Source organism: Streptomyces phyllanthi (genome assembly GCF_009377205.1).
GTDB lineage: Bacteria > Actinomycetota > Actinomycetes > Streptomycetales > Streptomycetaceae > Streptomyces > Streptomyces phyllanthi.
Genome location: NZ_VJZE01000165.1, coordinates 1 through 16,996 on the forward strand (window position 1 = coordinate 1; position 16,996 = coordinate 16,996).

At 69.6% G+C, this 16,996-nt stretch carries 14 protein-coding genes and 1 pseudogene; 4 read left to right on the forward strand and 11 right to left on the reverse strand.

The genetic code is table 11. The features are described from left to right. The 6 genes and pseudogenes from FNH04_RS22720 to FNH04_RS22750 form a co-directional block, all read right to left on the reverse strand. A partial coding sequence (locus tag FNH04_RS22720) for an NAD(P)-binding protein (RefSeq protein ID WP_152787094.1) occupies positions 1-322 on the reverse strand: 322 nt, incomplete at its 3' end. 110 nt (positions 323-432) lie between these two features. Next, complete coding sequence (locus FNH04_RS47830) at positions 433-681, reverse strand: class I SAM-dependent methyltransferase (RefSeq protein WP_265580063.1); 249 nt, start codon at positions 679-681, stop codon at positions 433-435. 293 nt (positions 682-974) lie between these two features. Beyond that, positions 975-2,462 carry a DEAD/DEAH box helicase gene (locus tag FNH04_RS22730; RefSeq protein ID WP_152787096.1) on the reverse strand — a complete coding sequence of 496 codons (1,488 nt, stop codon included), beginning with the start codon at positions 2,460-2,462 and terminating at the stop codon, positions 975-977. 172 nt (positions 2,463-2,634) lie between these two features. Then, the gene (locus FNH04_RS22735; RefSeq protein ID WP_152787098.1) at positions 2,635-2,838 is read right to left on the reverse strand and encodes a cold-shock protein; all 204 of its coding nucleotides are present in this window, start codon (positions 2,836-2,838) and stop codon (positions 2,635-2,637) included. Positions 2,839-3,310: 472 nt separating this feature from the next. After that, positions 3,311-3,580 (reverse strand): annotated as a pseudogene (locus FNH04_RS22740) (DNA-directed RNA polymerase subunit alpha C-terminal domain-containing protein); the annotation flags it as partial. Positions 3,581-3,802: 222 nt separating this feature from the next. Beyond that, entirely contained in the window at positions 3,803-4,225 is a 423-nt protein-coding gene (locus FNH04_RS22750) for a secondary thiamine-phosphate synthase enzyme YjbQ (RefSeq protein WP_152787102.1), read from the reverse strand. Positions 4,226-4,307: 82 nt separating this feature from the next. Here FNH04_RS22750 and FNH04_RS22755 point away from each other — a divergent pair, with 82 nt between their 5' ends. Then, on the forward strand, positions 4,308-5,390 hold the full coding sequence (locus tag FNH04_RS22755) for an NAD(P)-binding domain-containing protein (RefSeq protein WP_322723562.1): 1,083 nt from the start codon (positions 4,308-4,310) through the stop codon (positions 5,388-5,390). Between the two features lie 12 nt (positions 5,391-5,402). On the opposite strand, the gene mltG is transcribed toward FNH04_RS22755, so the two are convergent. Together mltG and FNH04_RS22765 are read right to left on the reverse strand one after the other, a co-directional pair. Beyond that, positions 5,403-6,245: an endolytic transglycosylase MltG gene (mltG, locus tag FNH04_RS22760; RefSeq protein ID WP_152787104.1), complete on the reverse strand. Its 843-nt coding sequence runs from the start codon at positions 6,243-6,245 to the stop codon at positions 5,403-5,405. 96 nt (positions 6,246-6,341) lie between these two features. After that, a complete protein-coding gene (locus FNH04_RS22765) occupies positions 6,342-8,147 on the reverse strand; it encodes an ABC transporter ATP-binding protein (RefSeq protein ID WP_152787106.1) in 1,806 nt (601 codons plus the stop codon). Between the two features lie 154 nt (positions 8,148-8,301). Between FNH04_RS22765 and FNH04_RS22770 the strand changes: the two genes are divergently transcribed. Then, the gene (locus FNH04_RS22770) at positions 8,302-8,766 is read left to right on the forward strand and encodes a MarR family winged helix-turn-helix transcriptional regulator (RefSeq protein WP_152787108.1); all 465 of its coding nucleotides are present in this window, start codon (positions 8,302-8,304) and stop codon (positions 8,764-8,766) included. A gap of 231 nt (positions 8,767-8,997) precedes the next feature. On the opposite strand, the gene FNH04_RS22775 is transcribed toward FNH04_RS22770, so the two are convergent. The 3 genes from FNH04_RS22775 to FNH04_RS22785 all read right to left on the reverse strand — a co-directional run bounded on the left by FNH04_RS22775 (position 8,998) and on the right by FNH04_RS22785 (position 13,022). Beyond that, the gene (locus tag FNH04_RS22775) at positions 8,998-10,422 is read right to left on the reverse strand and encodes a cation:dicarboxylate symporter family transporter (protein WP_322723564.1); all 1,425 of its coding nucleotides are present in this window, start codon (positions 10,420-10,422) and stop codon (positions 8,998-9,000) included. Positions 10,423-10,567: 145 nt separating this feature from the next. Further along, positions 10,568-12,190 (reverse strand): peptide-N4-asparagine amidase, encoded by a 1,623-nt coding sequence (locus FNH04_RS22780; protein WP_152787110.1) that lies wholly within the window; start codon positions 12,188-12,190, stop codon positions 10,568-10,570. Between the two features lie 79 nt (positions 12,191-12,269). After that, positions 12,270-13,022 (reverse strand): hypothetical protein, encoded by a 753-nt coding sequence (locus tag FNH04_RS22785; protein ID WP_152787112.1) that lies wholly within the window; start codon positions 13,020-13,022, stop codon positions 12,270-12,272. A 237-nt stretch (positions 13,023-13,259) separates the two neighbouring features. Between FNH04_RS22785 and FNH04_RS22790 the strand changes: the two genes are divergently transcribed. Both FNH04_RS22790 and FNH04_RS22795 read left to right on the forward strand, forming a co-directional pair. After that, the gene (locus tag FNH04_RS22790) at positions 13,260-15,122 is read left to right on the forward strand and encodes an ABC transporter ATP-binding protein (RefSeq protein WP_152787114.1); all 1,863 of its coding nucleotides are present in this window, start codon (positions 13,260-13,262) and stop codon (positions 15,120-15,122) included. Then, entirely contained in the window at positions 15,119-16,900 is a 1,782-nt protein-coding gene (locus FNH04_RS22795) for an ABC transporter ATP-binding protein (RefSeq protein ID WP_152787116.1), read from the forward strand. The genes FNH04_RS22790 and FNH04_RS22795 overlap by 4 nt, the downstream gene beginning before the upstream one ends. The last annotated feature ends 96 nt before the right edge of the window (positions 16,901-16,996 follow it).

The following is a 16,996-nucleotide window of genomic DNA, read 5'->3' on the forward strand; positions in this document are numbered from 1 at the left end:
GCCCAGCTCCCTCCACCGGCCGGATGGAGACCACCTCGGTGCCGGGTCGGACGCGGTCCAGCACACCGAAGGCGGCGGCGTAGTTCTCCAGGTAGCGTTGGGTGTCCACCGCGCCGGCGAAGTGCAGGCGGTTGGGCAGGTCCGCGAACTCGAAGAGGCGGCGACTGGCCTGGTTGGCCAGCCCGTCGTAGCAGCCTCCTGCTGACCAGGTGCCGCCGACCTGCTGGTACTTGTCGAAGACGGTGACGTCGAAGCCGTTCTCCAACAGCACTTTGGCGCTGACGATTCCCCCGGGGCCGGCCCCGACAACACACGCCCTCATCAGCTGTCACTCTCCTTGCGCGATCAACGCAGCCAGCTCGCTCATCATCCCGGTGGCGGACCCCTGTGCACAGCGCACGGCCAGGGTCCTCTGACCCGGAGCCGCACGACCTACCGGACCACCGATTGCCCGCGGCTCTCGCCGTAATCATCCGGGCTGGCTTCGACCTCCTGCGCCGTCAGATTCTCCTCGCGGACTGACCAGGAGCGCCAAACACACTGAGCCTTTGCACGATAGGGGTCGCACCACAACGAGGCGCCATACTCGCTGATCGCCAAGTCGAACGTGTTGTCGTCGTAGGGAACCTTCTCAGCCTTGCCCAGGACGAGGGGGAAGTCGATGCCAAACTCCGCCTGCATCGCGCGAGCAGTGGCGAGCTGCTTCTCCGACAGGTCGATTCGATCCCCACCGGGTGGGCCCCTGCTCTGGCCAGCCAAGCGGAAACGGGCTTGCAGCGACTCGCCGCCACCTCGGCGACGCGTGGTGGGACCGTGCACAACGACATCAACGGTGGCGTTCAGTACGGCCCGTCATCCAATCGGGCCGAATCACCGGGCTCACCTTCCACGCCCATCCGCCCCCAGGGCCCGACCAGGCTTAGGTTCCAGTGGTCGTTGCATGCCTGCAAAGGGCGTCGTCAGCCTGGCGCGGCCTATGCACCACGACGGACCCGGGCGGCCTTGCGCGCCTCAGCGATCTCACGGGCCTCAGCAGACCGGCGAGACTCGCCACCACCGCGACCAGCCCGCCCCGGACGGGTGCCCAGACCGCGGAAAGGGGCACCACCGCGCTTCGGGCGCTCCGCGACCTGCCCGCTGCCGCCGACGGGGACACCGGAGGGAGCCTGGGCGCCGGTGATGCGGCTCAGCTCGGCCTCGCCGGAGCGGACCTGCGTGATCTGCGGCCTGATGCCCGCGTCGGACATGAGACGGGCCATGTCCCGGCGCTGGCCGGGGAGGACCAGCGTGACGACACTGCCGGACTCGCCGGCGCGGGCAGTTCGGCCACCGCGGTGCAGGTAGTCCTTGTGGTCGTTGGGCGGGTCGACGTTGACGACGAGATCGAGGTCGTCGACGTGAATGCCCCGAGCCGCGACGTTGGTGGCCACCAGTGCCGTGACGTCGCCGGTCTTGAACTGTGCCAGGGTGCGGGTGCGCTGGGGCTGCGACTTGCCACCGTGCAGCGCCGCGGCCTTTACGCCGCTGCTCAGCAGGTGCTTGGTGAACTGATCGACAGCGTGCTTGGTGTCCAGGAACATGATCACGCGCCCGTCACGGGCGGCGATCTCGGTGGCGGTGGCGTACTTGTCAGCGCCGTGCACCTGCAGCACGTGATGCTCCATCGTGGTGACCGCGCCCGCCGACGGGTCGACCGAATGGACCACCGGGTCATGGAGGTAACGACGGACCAGAAGGTCGATGTTGCGGTCCAGCGTGGCCGAGAACAGCATGCGTTGGCCGTCGGGGCGTACTTGGTCCAGTAGTTCGGTGACCTGGGGCAGGAAGCCCATGTCGGCCATCTGGTCGGCCTCGTCCAGGACGGTGATGTTCACCCGGTCCAGGCGGCAGTCCCTGCGCTCGATGAGATCCGCGAGGCGGCCAGGTGTCGCGACGACCACCTCGGCTCCGGCACGCAGTGCACCGGCCTGCCTACCGATCGACATGCCGCCGACCACGGTGGCCAGCCGCAGCTTCAGCAATCGGGCGTACGGGGCGAGCGCATCGGTGACCTGCTGGGCCAGCTCGCGCGTGGGGACGAGGATCAGGGCAAGCGGCTTCCGCGACTCGGCACGCTGCCCGGCCGTACGCACGAGGAGCGCCAGGCCGAAGGCGAGCGTCTTGCCCGATCCGGTGCGCCCGCGGCCCAGAACGTCGCGCCCTGCGAGGGAGTTCGGCAACGTAGCAGCCTGGATCGGGAACGGCTCGTTCAGGCCAAGACTGGTGAGCATCTTCAGCAACTCGACGGGTATGTCCAGTTCACCGAAGGTCGCGGCCGCGGGCAAAGCAGGGGTGACGGTGACCGGCAGCGCGAACTCCGCCTGTGGTGCAGAGGAACGACGCCCGGTGTCGCCCGGCCTGGCGCCGGGGCGCCCCTGACCTTGTGGGCGGAAACGGTCATTCGTGCGAGCTGAACGGCTCATGGAGAACCTTCCTCGACAGGGCACGCATCGAGGAATTCCCGACAGGAACGAGCCGGATGAATTGCAAGAACGAGCCGAATACAAGACCAAAAGAAATTCCAGCGAAACGCAAAAAGCAGCGAGCTGGGGCCCCACAAAGTGCGGGGCCCCAGCTACCTCATACGCTTCGCCGTCAGGCGGGAGTGATGTTCTCCGCCTGCGGGCCCTTCTGGCCCTGCGTGACGTCGAACTTCACCTTCTGGCCTTCCTGGAGCTCACGAAAACCCTGGGTGGCGATGTTCGAGTAGTGGGCGAAGACGTCCGGGCCGCCGCCGTCCTGCTCGATGAAGCCGAAGCCCTTTTCCGCGTTGAACCACTTGACGGTGCCAGTAGCCATGTCACACTCCTTGGGGTCAGTGCCCACAGGCCCACACCGTGCGAGCCCATGCGTTGCCACAATGAACCCCGTCCGGACGAACGCCGGAGATACAAAAAATGCCCGACGACATACAGTCGCCAAGGCACTTGAAGTTTCGGGAACCACAACTGCAACTGTCAGCAAGTTTAGCACAGTACGCACATCGGCACTAGTTTCACCCGTGACGTAAGGCCTCGACCTCACCGAACGACCGGATTACAGAAGGTGCAACCAAGGGGAACTCGCCCACTCCACCGACGAGCGCCTGACCTCCACGACCAGTTCGTTAAACCGAGGAAAGCCAATAGCACCCCTCGACTCGGATTATCCTGATTTGTTTCCGTGAAAGACAGGCCCGGAATCCCTCGGTGTCAAGCTGTTCGAATCCCAGACGCCGCCAGAAGCCTCGCACTCCTCGCGTAATCCGGCATCGCTCGGTCGAACTTCCAGGGCGGATATCGAGGAGGTCGGCCTCGGAACGCGCCACGAGCTCACCCACGGAGTGGATGCCCTCACGCTTGAGGCAGTTGTAGGAACGGCCGGTGAGCTCCAGCTCCTCGATCGGCAGCGCCAGATCGGCGGCAAGGGCGGCGTCCGTCGGAGACGGACCCATGTCGATGCCCTCGGCGTCGATGTTGAGCTCACGGGCGAGACCGAACAGCTCGACCAGCGTCTTACCGGCGGAGGCCATGGCGTCACGCGGACGCATCGCCTGCTTGGTCGTTCGCGGACAGGACGGCCAGCCACTGCACCCGCGCGTACTTCGCGAGGCTGCGAACCGATACATGCCCGGACGGCTTCATCACCACCGGCGTGGACGCACCCTTCCCTGCAGCACGGGCAACCGCGAGTCGCGCATGAAGTGCGGGATGACGCATGCACCAGGGCCGAAGCACCCTCACCGACCATCGACCGACCGCCAAAGTTGCTCGTCGAACGGCAGTTACGCCAAGAAGCTCAACCGGACCCGACGCTCCGTATTGCTCGTGTTCGTGTCGACGAGGCACACCGACTGCCAAGTGCCCAGTTCCAGCCGTCCGTCGACGACCGGCAGCGTGGCGTGCGGAGCCACGATCGCCGGAACGACATGGTCGCGGCCGTGGCCGGGGCTGCCGTGGCGGTGCTGCCAGCGGTCGTCCGCGGGGAGGAGGGAGTGGAGCGCGGCGAGAAGGTCGTCGTCGCTGCCGGAGCCGGTCTCGACCAGGGCCACTCCGGCGGTCGCGTGCGGGATGAACACGTTGAGGAGGCCGTCCCGTCCGGCGGCCACCTCCCTCAGGAACGCCTGGCACTCATGGGTGAGGTCGACGACCGTCTCCCGGGAACCGGAGGCGACGTTCAGGACTCGGGTGGTGAAGGCATCGGACATGAGTCCATCCTCGCGCACGCGACAAGTCGCGGCCGCACGCCCGTCCGGGAAGACCCCGGGCCTCCGCACGGTTGGTAGAAACGTGAACAACACCGGGGTACGAGACGTCGACGTCGTGGTGACGGGCGCGGGGCAGGCGGGACTGGCCGGCGCCTACCATCTGCGGCGCACCGGTTTCGAGCCGGAGCGGGACTTCGTGGTGCTGGACCACGCGTCACGTCCGGGTGGTGCCTGGCAGTTCCGCTGGCCGTCGCTGACGTACGGCAAGGTGCACGGGATGCACGCGCTGCCGGGCATGGAACTGACGCACGCCGACCCGGCGCGCCCGTCGTCCGAGGTCATCGCGGAGTACTTCGACTCCTACGAGCGCACCTTCGACCTGCGTGTGCGACGGCCTGTCGACGTGCACGCGGTCCGCGAGGGCGAGGGAGGGCGGCTGCTCGTCGAGACGTCGGACGGTGCCTGGTCGGCTCGGGCTCTGATCAACGCGACCGGCACCTGGGCCCGGCCTTTCTGGCCGCGCTACCCCGGTCAGGAGACGTTCCACGGGCGCCAGCTGCACACGGCGCAGTATCCGGGTCCTGAGGAGTTCACCGGTCAGCGGGTGGTCGTCGTGGGCGGGGGCGCGTCCGGTACACAGCACCTGCTGGAGATCGCTCCGTACGCCGCCGCGACCACCTGGGTGACCAGGCGTCCGCCGGTCTTCCGCGAGGGGCCCTTCGACGAGGAGGCCGGGCGGGCGGCCGTCGCGCTCGTGGAGGAGCGGGTACGGCAGGGGCTGGCGCCACGGAGCGTCGTGTCGGTGACGGGGCTGCCGTTGAACGACGCGATCCGGCAGGGCATCGCGGAGGGAGTGCTGGACCGGCAGCCGATGTTCGACCGGATCACCCCGGACGGCGTGGAGTGGGACGGCGGGCGGCGGGTGGGCGCCGACGTCATCCTGTGGGCGACGGGGTTCCGGGCCGCCATCGACCATCTGGCGCCGCTGCGGCTGCGCGAGCCGGGCGGTGGCATCCGCCTCGACGGGACCCGCGCGGTCGCCGATCGGCGGATCCATCTGGTGGGGTACGGGCCGTCGGCCAGCACGATCGGCGCCAACCGGGCGGGACGCGCGGCCGTACGGGACATCAGACGGCTGCTGGCCGGGGAGCCGCTCGCCGCGTGATGCCCCGCCGGGTCACTTCGTCGCCCGCGGGCTCTTCCGGTGCTGGTTGAACTCCGCCACGTTCCGCTGGTGCTCCTTGAAGCTGGCCGTGAAGCGGGTGTCGCCCGGCTTGACCGTGACGAAGTACAGCCAGTCCCCGGGTGTGGGGGCGATCGCGGCGCGCATCGCCTCCTCGCCGGGGTTGGCGATCGGCGTGGGCGGCAGGCCCATGCGCTGGTACGAGTTGAAGGGGCTGTTGAGCTTCGTCTCCTCCTGGGTGACGTCCAGCGTCGAGCGGTTCAGCGCGTAGTTGATGGTCGAGTCCAACTGCAGCGGCATACCGCGCTCCAGGCGGTTGAAGATGACCCGGGCCACCTTGCCCATGTCGGCCTTGGTGGCGGCCTCGGCCTGGACGAGGCTCGCGACGGTGACCGCCTGGTAGACGTTCATGGCGTTGCGCTGGGCCCCGGCGGTGATCTGGCTGCCGTTGAGCCTCTGGTTCGCGGTGTCCACCATGGACGACAGCAGGGACTCCGGGGTCGCCTTCTCGTCGAGGGGGTACGTCGCCGGGAAGAGGTAGCCCTCAGGGTTGCCCTCGGCGTCGGCGGGGAGCTTCAGCCCGGCCTTGCCCAGGGACTTCTTGGTGGTGCCCGCGGGGAGGGCGAGCGCCTTGTCGACGGCCTCGTACACCTGGGTCGCCCGCCAACCCTCAGGGATCAGCAGGGACTTGGGGCGCGGCTCCTCGCCGTCGGTGTCGATGCTCAGCAACGGCACCGCCACGGCGGTGGCCGCCGCGACGGCTCCGGCCGCGATGAGGGCGACCCGTCCCCGGCGCGTCAGTCGAAGCGTGCTCCGTGGCGGAGAGTTCATCTGCATGCGGGCACGGTAACCCGCAAACACTTACAAACCCGGCATATCATCACTTTCTCTTCCTGGTCTGTGTCACGTTCTCTCCGAGGGCGTGACGCCCCGTCACGATCCCGTCGTTTCCAGCCGGGCGTCCCTGCGGACGAGGGCCGCGTAGCGCCCGCCCAGTTCCAGCAGTTCCTCATGGGTGCCCCGCTCGACCGCACGCCCGGAGTCGAGGACCACGATCTGGTCGGCTCCCCGGATGGTGGACAGCCGGTGCGCGATGGTGAGCGTGGTCCGGCCGGCCGAGAGCGCGTCGATGGCCTCCTGTACGGCGTGCTCCGTACGGGTGTCGAGGGCGCTGGTCGCCTCGTCGAGGATGAGCACGGGCGGGTCGCGCAGGATGGTGCGGGCGATGGCGAGCCGCTGCTTCTCGCCACCGGAGAAACGGTGACCACGTTCGCCGACGATCGTGTCGTACCCGTCGGGCAGCGATGCGATGTGGTCGTGGATCTGGGCTGCCTTCGCCGCCGTGTGCAGTTCCTCGTCGGTGGCGTCCGGCTTGGCGAAGCGCAGGTTGTCGGCGACGGACGCGTGGAAGAGGTATGTCTCCTGCGAGACGACACCGATCGCGCGGGCCAGTGTGTCGAAGTCGAGGTCGCGTACGTCGACCCCGTCCAGTGTGACCCGGCCTCCCGTGACGTCGTACAGCCGGGGCACGAGGTGACTGAGCGTGGACTTGCCGGCGCCGGTCGGGCCGACGACGGCGAGGCTGCCGCCCGCGGGGACCGTGATGTCGATGCCGTCGAGTATCGGCCCGCTCTTGTCGTCGTAGTGGAACTCGACGTCCTCGAAGCGGATCTCCCCCTTGACCTCGTCGAGGTGGACCGGATCCTCGGGCTCGGTGATGTCGATGGGCAGGTCGAGATACTCGAAGATGCGCTGGAAGAGGGCCAGCGAGGTCTGGATCTGGACGCCGGTGGAGAGCAGGCTGACGGTCGGCCGGAACAGGCCCTGCTGGAGCGAGACGAACGCCACGAGCGTCCCGATCGAGATGGCCGGGCCGCCGAACCGGAGGGCCAGCCCCGCGGTCCAGTAGATGAAGGCGGGCATGGCGGCCATGACGATCGAGATGACGGCCATGCGCCAGCGCCCCGCCATGTTGGACCTCACCTCGAGGTCGACGAGGCCCTCGGACTCCTCGGCGAAGGACTTCGTCAGCGAGTCGGCGCGGCCCATCGTCCGGCCGAGCAGGATGCCGCTGACGGACAGCGACTCGGTGACGGTCGCGGCCATGACGGCCATCTGCTTCTGACGCTGGGTGGTGATCTTCTTGCGTTCTCTGCCGACCCTGCGGCTGATCCACACGAAGAGCGGCAGCAGGAGCAGGGAGACGGCGGTCAGCCGCCAGTCCAGGGCGACCATCGCGACGATCGTGGCCACGACACTGGTGAGGTTGGAGACCAGTGAGGTGGCCGTCGAGGTGACGGTGGCCTGCATACCGCCGATGTCGTTGGCGATGCGCGACTGGACCTCTCCGGTGCGGGTCCGGGTGAAGAAGGCGAGCGACATGCGCTGCAGCCGGCCGTAGACCGCGGTGCGCAGGTCGTGCATGACGCGCTGGCCGACCGTCGTGGAGATCAAGGTCTGGAGCACGCCGAAGACACTGGTGAGGACGGCGCTGAGGATCATGCCGAGCGCGAGCAGGCTCAGCAGACCCGTCCGGCCCTCGGGGATCGCGGTGTCCAGGATCTCCTTCAGCAGGAAGGGAGTGGCGACCGAGACCAGCGACGCGGCGCCGACGAGCAGGCCGACGACGGCGAGACGGCCACGGTACGGACGGAAGAGCTTGAGGATGCGGCGCACCTGCCGCGGCTGACCGGGGTCGGTGCCCGGTGGGATCCAGGGAGCGGATTCGTCGGGATGCATGGGCTCCTACGGGTGTGTGCGGGACGGTCCCGTGCGCGAGGGGTGGGCCCCGCCGGAGCGGGCCGGTCCCCCGCACACGGGATCCGATGGCTGAGGGAGCATAACTCATTGTTACCTATACTCACAATGAACTTAGTCCTGATATTGTTCCCGCATGACCACACCCGATGCCGACGGCCTGCTCGCCGAGCAGCTGTTGCGGCTGACCCGCCGTGTGCACCGCATTCAGAAGCGTCATCTGGAGCGGTGCGGCCTGGACATCACACCGGCGCAGTCCCGACTGCTGCGCACCCTCGCACACTACGGTTCGCCCCCGCGGATGGCCGACCTGGCCGAGCATCTGGAGGTGGTGCCCCGGGCCGTGACGACGCTGGTCGACGGACTGGAGGCGCACGGCCGGGTGCGCCGGGCACCCGACCCCGCCAATCGTCGGGTGATACGTATCGAGATGACGGACGAGGGACGCAAAGCGCTGCGGGAGCTCCGGGGCGCCCGCCGGGCGGCGGCGGAGGAGATCCTCGCCCCGCTGACGGACGAGCAGCGCGAGGTTCTGGGCGCGCTGCTGGACACCCTGGTCGACGGGGTGATCACGACCGACGGGTCCGATCGCCGCCACTGAACCGGCCGACGTCATACGGGCACCGCGAGCGCCCTGCCGCGGCCAGGTCCTCGGTCGTCGTACGGTACGAGGCGACCCGGTCCCGCTTCCAACCTCTGGCCTCTGGACTCCCGCTTCCTGTTTCCCGCTTCCCGCTTCCCGCTTCCGGACAGCGCGGAGCCCGGCGCCGAGCGGTGGCGCCGGGCCCCTTCACCGGTACCGGTGAAGGCAATCGACAGCGGTCGACAGCGGTCAGGTGCCCGCGGCAGCCTTCGAGGTGTCCTCGGAAGACCCGGGCGCGCCCGTCGAAGCCCCGGACGCACTCTCGGAGGCACCCTTCGCCGACTCCGGCGCTCCCTCCTCGGCGTCGTCCTCCTCCACGAACGCGATCTCCCCATCCAGCATCTTCTTGGCCCGTACCGTGTCGAGGGCGCCCTCCCACTTCGACACCGCGAACACGGCGACACAGTTGCCCAGCAGGTTCGTGGCGACGCGCATCGAGTCCATGATGCGGTCGACGCCGAGCAGCAGGGCGACGGCCCCGGCGGGGATCGATCCGAGCGCGGAGGCGGTCGCCGACAGGGCGAGGAAGGCGGAACCGGGGATGCCCGCCATGCCCTTGCTGGTCAGCATGAGGACCAGGATCACGGTGAGCTGCTGGCTCAGGCTGAGCTCCACACCCACGGCCTGCGCGACGAACAGCGTGCCGATCGAGAGGTAGATCGAGGCGCCGTCGAGGTTGAAGGAGTAGCCGGTGGGCAGCACCAGGCCCACGGCGTCGTCGCGGGCGCCCGCCTGGCGCAGCTTCTGCATCATGCGGGGCAGGACGGATTCACTGGACGCGGTACCGAGCGCCAGCAGCATCTCCTCACGCGTGTAGCGCACGAACTTCCACAGGTTGAGCCCGGTGACCAGCTTCAGCGCGATGCCGAGGAGCACCAGGAACACCGCGGCGACGGCGTAACAGAGGACGATGAGCTTGCCGTACGTCTTCATCACCCCGAGGCCGTACTCGCCCACGAGGTGGACCATCGCGCCGAACACGGCGAGGGGCGCCAGCTTCATCACGAAGCCGACGATCGCGAAGATGATCTCCTGGGCCTGTTCGATGGCCGGCAGGATCGCGGGGACCTTGGTGTGGCCGAGATGCAGCAGCGCGGCGCCGACGAGGCACGCCAGGACCAGGACCTGGAGCAGTGAGTTCTCGGCGAACGCGCCGATCGCGCTCTGCGGCAGGGCGTTCAGGATGAACTCGGTGGTCGTCGGCAGCGCACCACCGGCGGTCTTGTCGTCGACCGCCGAGGCGTCGAGCTTCGAGGGGTCGACGTTCATCCCGGAGCCGGGAGCGAAGACGTTGGCGGCGATCAGGCCGATGAGCAGCGCGGCCGTGGACGCGACCTCGAACCAGATCAGGGCCTTGAGCCCGATCCGGCCGAAGGCCTTCAGGTTGCCGGCCTTGGCGATGCCGACGACGACCACGCAGAACACGAGCGGTGAGATCACCGTCTTGATGAGGCGGATGAAACCGTCGCCGAGCGGCTGGAAGGTTGCGGCCGTGTCCGGCCACAACCTTCCGACGACGATTCCGAGCACCAGGGCGACGGCGACCTGGGCGAACAGTGAGGTACGCAGTATGCGTGCGACGCGTCGCGGCAGGGACGGTACGGACTGCGGCACGAGCACTCCTCCGATGGGGCTTTTCTGGCATGCGGAAAAGCACTTCCGCGCCGACCACTATCGAGGAGATCCCGCTCACACGGAAGACCCCTGCGTTTCCGCCGCGTAAATCATCGAACAAGCGTCACATCACGCGCATTCGACCTCAACAGCCACTCTGATCCTCCGTCAGAACGCCCTGCACGGTGGTCAGCGAATGGTCGTAGCAGCCTCCCGACCCGTACAGCCGGTAGCGTTCCCTGGTCGTCCCGACCGCGTGGCGCTGGTCGCGCGGCACATTGGCCGTATATGTGGCGTCACCCGTGTACGTGTCGTCGAGCCGGGACCACTCGGTGCGCCGCCCTCCGCGCGTCTCGGTGACGGCCGCCCGGTCGCCCAGGGTCAGCACCGTCCGCAGCCGGTCCCCCGCACCGAGGGTCGTGGTGCCGTCCATCGTGTACGTCCGGTGTGTGCGCGTCGCCCGGGCGGGTCCGCGGCCGTCGACGGTGACCGTCTCGTTGTCGGTCCAGGTGGCCTTGAGGCTGTCGGGGTTCTCGCCGTCCACCCAGGTGTGCACGGAGGTGTTGGCCAGCGCACGGCTCACGGTGGTCGCCACCCGGCCGTGCGAGGTGTTCACATACCCGGCGACCGTCAGCCGGTGGCCGCCCTCGGTGTCGAGGCGATGCTCGGTGCCGGGCGTGTAGACCGAGGAGTTGGCCGGATCGCTCACCTTGACCTTGGTGAGCGCACCGCTGACGTGCTTGCTGTGGGCGTCCTGCCAGACGAGGACGTTGACCGGGGTGCTCCAGCCCGTCTGTCCCTCGGGAACACCGACGACGGAGACCTCGACCCGGTGCGGGCGGCCGTCGTTGAGTATCCCGGCGAAGGGGGTGAGGTCGTACTGGATGGGCTTGATGTCGAAGGCGCGGGGGCCCGGAACGACGTACCAGAGGAAGGGGTTGGACCAGCCGCCGGTCCACACGGTCGGGAACGGTGCCGCGATGCCGGCCAGTTGGCCGTCGACCCTGATCTGCACCTCGCGGTACGGTCCGTCGCCCGCCTTGCAGGAGTACGGCGCCGGGTCGGGCACCGTCATGTACCAGTACTCCTCGCAGCCGCCGCCGGAGCCGGTCGCGTACACCTCGGCGACGACGCGTTCGCTGTTGCGGGGTGTGGTGAGGGTGTCGCCCCGGAGGGTGAGGACGCGGTCGGGGGTGGCCGCCGTGTCCGGCCTGCCCTCGTAGAAGGTCAGCGTGACCTTGACGTCGATGATGCCCGTGTAGGTGTCGTCGACAACGTTGCCGATGAGCATCTCCACGGGCTGTGTGCCGTGCAGGGTGTCGCTGTACCGCGTGACGTCCTTCTCGACGGACCACTCGATGCCGTCGGGCGAGGGCTGCGGGGTCGAGGTGCGGAAGACCTCGACGCCGCCGATGTGCAGATAGCCGAGGCGGTCGTACTGCCGGCCCTTGACCTTGCCGTCGAGGCGGAGAACCACCTTGCTCCAGCGGTCGGCGCAGTCGTGCGGGGGCGCGTACGTTCCCACGTAGGGCGTGAAGTCCTTGAACTGCGCCTGGGCGACGGTGACTTCACAGGACTTTCCGCCCGGTTTGGTGACCGGCGGCGCGGCCGTGACCGGGTCGTGCCAGTCGGTGCCGAACTCGGCGGGGACATCGGCCGAGGTGGTCGACTGGGCCGAGGTGGCCGACTGAGCGGGAGTCACTCCGAGGAGGGTGCTCGCCAGGAGGGTCGCTCCGGCGAGCATGGACATGATAATCCGGCTTCTCATGGCGGTGTTCTACGGGGAGTTGGCCCTCACCGCAATGAGACCTCAGGTCACATGAGCGCCCGACGGGCCCTCAGGTCGCTCACGCCTTCAGCTCCGCCTTGTCCCCCATCACGATCACGGGATGCCGGTCCGGGTCGAGCGTGCGCAGCAGGTACTCCATGCCCGGCTTGGACAGGCTGACGCACGCGGACGTACCGCTGCCGTGGTCCATGTGCAGCCAGATGCTGCCGCCCTTCGACTGGCCCTGGGGCCGGGTCGGATCGTTCGGGGAGGTGCCCTTGACCCGGTTGTAGTCGATGGCGATGACGTAGTCGAAGTCGTGCCAGTGCGACTTGGCCCAGTAGCGCGGCGCCTGGAAGGAGGCCGACCGGGTGTAGGGCAGCTTGGCGCCAGGGTCGGCGAGGACGCCGCCCGCGTCGCTGAGCGTGAACACCCCGACGGGGCTTCGCTTGTCGCCCTCCTCGTGGTTCGTGGTCCAGCCCTTCTTGCCGTTGTGCCCCTGCCAGCTGCGGGTCTGGTCCCAGGTGGAGCCGTTCTTCGTGTAGAGGACGATCGTGGAGTCCGCGTCGTTCCTGCCCTCGCCGTACACGGCCACCACCTGGCGGGAGTTGGCGGGGATCTGCTTCCGCAGCCGGGCACCGACGTCCGGGATGCTCTTGAGGTCGGTGGTGCGCACCCTGGTCTGCCCGGCCTTGCCTCTGGGGCTCGCGTCGGCCTTGGCCCCGCTCGACCCGCCCGAACCGCCGCACGCCGCCAGGGACATCACCATCACGCCGCAGACCGCCGCCGCGACCCGCGTGCGCGTCGCGCCGCTCACACCGCCCATTCGCATGAGTCCATGGTCGCACCACGCATCGGGCATCTGCCCGTACCCCCGGGCTTCCCGGCCCTGTGCAGGCGGTCCGTGCCGAAACTTTGCCACTCGACGGAAAATCGTTTGCCTTCGACCACGCTCTGACGCGAGCCTTGCACGGTTTGTTGTCGGCCTGCTGTCGGCCTGCTTGTTGTCGGCCCGCGCGGCCGGTGGCCCTACCCCCCTTCCACCCCTGACACGCGCCACTGGGACGTCATGCGAATTCAAGACCTTCCCTATCCCGACCCGGGTGTGCCGGACGCGCGCTCGGGTCCCCGATTCCTGTGGTGGCTCTTCCGGAACCAGCTCGGCGGGCAGCTCAAGTCCCTCGCCTGGGGGCTGCTGCACTTCACGGCCGTCTGCGGACTGCCGTTCTGTGTCGGCCTCGCCGTCCAGGCCGTGGTCGACCGCTCCGGTGAGCGACTCGCATGGACCGGCGGGCTGATGGCGCTGTGCGCCGCGGGAGTCGCGCTGGGCGAGCTTCTCCTGCACCGGGCCGCCGTCACCAACTGGATCACCGCGGCCGCGCGCGTCCAGCAACTCCTCGCCCGCAGGACGGCCCAGCTGGGCTCGGCACTGACGCGGCGCGTGGCTGCCGGTGAGGTCGTCGCGGTCTCCACGGGAGACGTGGAGAAGATCGGCTGGTTCGTGGAGGCCGTGTCGCGGTTCACCGCGGCCGCGCTCACCGTGGTGCTGGTCTGTGTCGGCCTCGTCGTCTACCAGCCGGCGCTCGGGATCGTCGTCGCCGTGGGCGTCCCGGTCCTCGCGCTCGCCGTCCTGCCACTGCTGCCCAAGGCGACACGACGCGCCGACCACCAGCGCGAGAAGGCGGGCCGCGCCACCGAGCTGGCCTCGGACACGGTCGCGGGTCTGCGGGTACTGCGCGGCATCGGCGGCGAGGAACTGTTCCTGGAGCGCTACCGCCGGGCCTCTCAGGAGGTCCGCCACGCCGCCGTGCGGAGCGCCCGGATGTGGGCGCTCATCTCCGCGATCCAGGTGCTGCTGCCGGGACTGCTGATGATCGCGGTCGTCTGGTACGGCGTGCACCTGGCCCGCGAGGGCCGGATCTCGGTCGGCGAACTCGTCACCGTGTACAGCTCGGTGATGCTGCTGACGTACCCCTTGCGGCACTTCGAGGAGATCGCCATGGCGTACTCCTTCTCACGCCCGTCCGCCAAACGGGCCGCCCGGGTGCTCTCCCTGAAACGCGCCACGGACACCGAGGGGTCCCGCGAGGCCGTCGTACCGTCCGGCGACCTGTACGACCCGGAGACCGGACTCCTCGCGCCCGCCGACCGGTTCACCGCGGTGGTGTGCGGCGACCCGGACGCGGCGGGACTGCTGGCCGAACGGCTGGGCGGGCATCCCGCCGAGGAGGGCACCTCGGTCCTCCTGGGCGGCGTCCCGCTCGACGAACTGCCGCTCTCCAGCGCGCGTGCGGCCGTCCTGGTCCAGGACAAGGACCCGGTGCTGCTGTCCGGTTCGCTGCGTGAGCTGCTCGACGTGCCCGCCTCCGGGGCGGTGAGCGCAGAGGAGGCACTGACCGCCGCACAGTGCAATGACGTCCTGGACTCGCTCGTCCAGGGGTCACTGGAGGCCGACGACCCGATGGACGCGCGGATCACCGAACGCGGCCGGTCCCTGTCCGGCGGCCAGCGGCAGCGGCTGGCGCTGGCGCGGTCGCTGATCACGGACCCGGAGGTACTCGTCCTGGACGAACCGACGTCCGCCGTCGACTCGCACACCGAGGCCCGGATCGCCGAAGGCGTCCGGTCGCTGCGCGCGAGCCGTACGACGGTCGTGTTCACCTCCTCCCCCCTCCTCCTGGACCGCGCCGACCGGGTCGTGCTGGTGCACGAGGGCCAGGTCGAGGCGGTCGGCACGCACCGCGAGCTGATCCACGGCGAGCCCCGGTACCGGGCGGTCGTCACCCGCGAGACCGATGACGAGGCCGCACCACACGAGGTCCTGGACGGCGGGACCAATCCGCATGACGAGAAAACCACCGCGGTGCGTGGTCCTGCCGCGCACCGCGTCCTGGAAGAGATCGGCCTGGAAGAGATCGAGGAGACCGCATGATCGGCGTGGCGCCACCGGCGTACGACCCGGCCGCCCCGACCACGGCGAGCACCCTGCCCGTCGGCGCGCCCGCGACCGTACGCGCCTACGTGACCGAGCTGATCCGCCGGCACCGGCGGGCCTTCGCCCTGCTCATCGCCGTCAACACGGTCGCCGTCGTGGCCTCGATGGCCGGGCCCTGGCTGCTCGGCGGGCTCGTCGAGCGTGTCTCCGAGGGCGCCCGTGAGCTGCATCTGGAGCGCACGGCCGCGCTGTTCGTCGTCGCGCTCCTCGTCCAGGCGGTGTTCGTGCGGCAGGTGCGGCTGCGCGGCGCCATGCTCGGCGAGCGGATGCTGGCCGACCTGCGCGAGGACTTCCTCGTACGGTCGGTGGGGCTGCCGCCGGGCGTGCTGGAACGGGCCGGGACGGGTGATCTGCTGTCCCGGATCACCACGGACATCGACCGGCTCGCCAACGCGATGCGTGAGGCCGTGCCGCAGCTCGCCATCGGCGTGGTGTGGGCCGGGCTGCTGCTCGGCGGGCTCGCCGTGACCGCGCCACCGCTCGCGCCCGCCGTGCTGCTGGCCCTGCCGCTGCTCCTGGTGGGGTGCCGCTGGTACTTCAGGCGTGCGGGGTCCGCGTACCGCTCGGAGGCCGCCGGGTACGCCGCCGTCGCCGCCGCCCTCGCGGAGACCGTGGACGCCGGCCGCACCGTCGAGGCCCACCGGCTCGGCGAACGCCGGATCGAACTGTCGGGGCGCCGCATCCGGGAGTGGACGGCGTGGGAGCGGTACACCCTCTGGCTGCGGTCGGTGCTCTTCCCGGTCGTCAACATCACTCATGTCACGGTCATCGCCTCGGTCCTGATGGTCGGCGGTGTGTTCGTGCTCCAGGGATGGATCGGGATCGGCCAGCTCACGACGGGCGCCCTCATCGCACAGATGCTCGTCGACCCGGTGGGCCTGATCCTGCGCTGGTACGACGAGCTGCAGGTCGCCCAGGTGTCGCTGGCCCGGCTGGTGGGCGTACGGGACATCGAGCCGGCCACGGGCGACGCCTCCGCGGCTCCCGACGGCCGCGACGTCCACGCCGACAAGGTGCACTTCGGGTACCGCTCCGGAGTCGACGTGCTCCGCGAGGTGTCCCTGGAGGTCGCGCCCGGCACACGGCTGGCCCTGGTCGGCCCGTCCGGCGCGGGCAAGTCCACGCTGGGCAGGCTGCTCGCCGGGATCTACGCTCCCAGGGACGGCCGGGTCACCCTCGGCGGCGCCGAGCTGTCCCGTATGCCGGCCGAGGACGTCCGCTCCCATGTGGCCCTCGTCAACCAGGAGCACCACGTCTTCGTGGGCTCTCTGCGCGACAACCTCCTGCTGGCCCGCACGGGCGCGCAGGACGCCGAGCTGTGGGCGGCGCTGGGCGCGGTCGACGCGGACGACTGGGCACGGGCCCTGGACGACGGCCTCGACACCGAGGTCGGTTCGGGCGGGCTCGCGCTCACGCCGGCTCAGGCCCAGCAGATCGCGCTGGCCCGGCTGGTGCTGGCCGATCCGCACACGCTGGTCCTGGACGAGGCCACCTCGCTCCTCGACCCGCGCGCGGCCCGCCACCTCGAGCGTTCCCTCGCCCGCGTCCTCGACGGCCGCACCGTCATCGCGATCGCCCACCGCCTGCACACCGCCCATGACGCCGATGTCATCGCCGTCGTCGAGAACGGTCGCATCACCGAGCTGGGCAGCCATCACCAGCTGGTCGCCGCGGACGGGGCGTACGCGGCGCTGTGGAGGTCCTGGCACGGGTGACGCCGCCGTCGTTCCGGCCGGGGCACCGGGTGGGCCGCGCCTCCCGGGCCCGTCCGCTCCTGGGCTCGTCCGCGGGGACCCGCCCGTCCCCCGGTC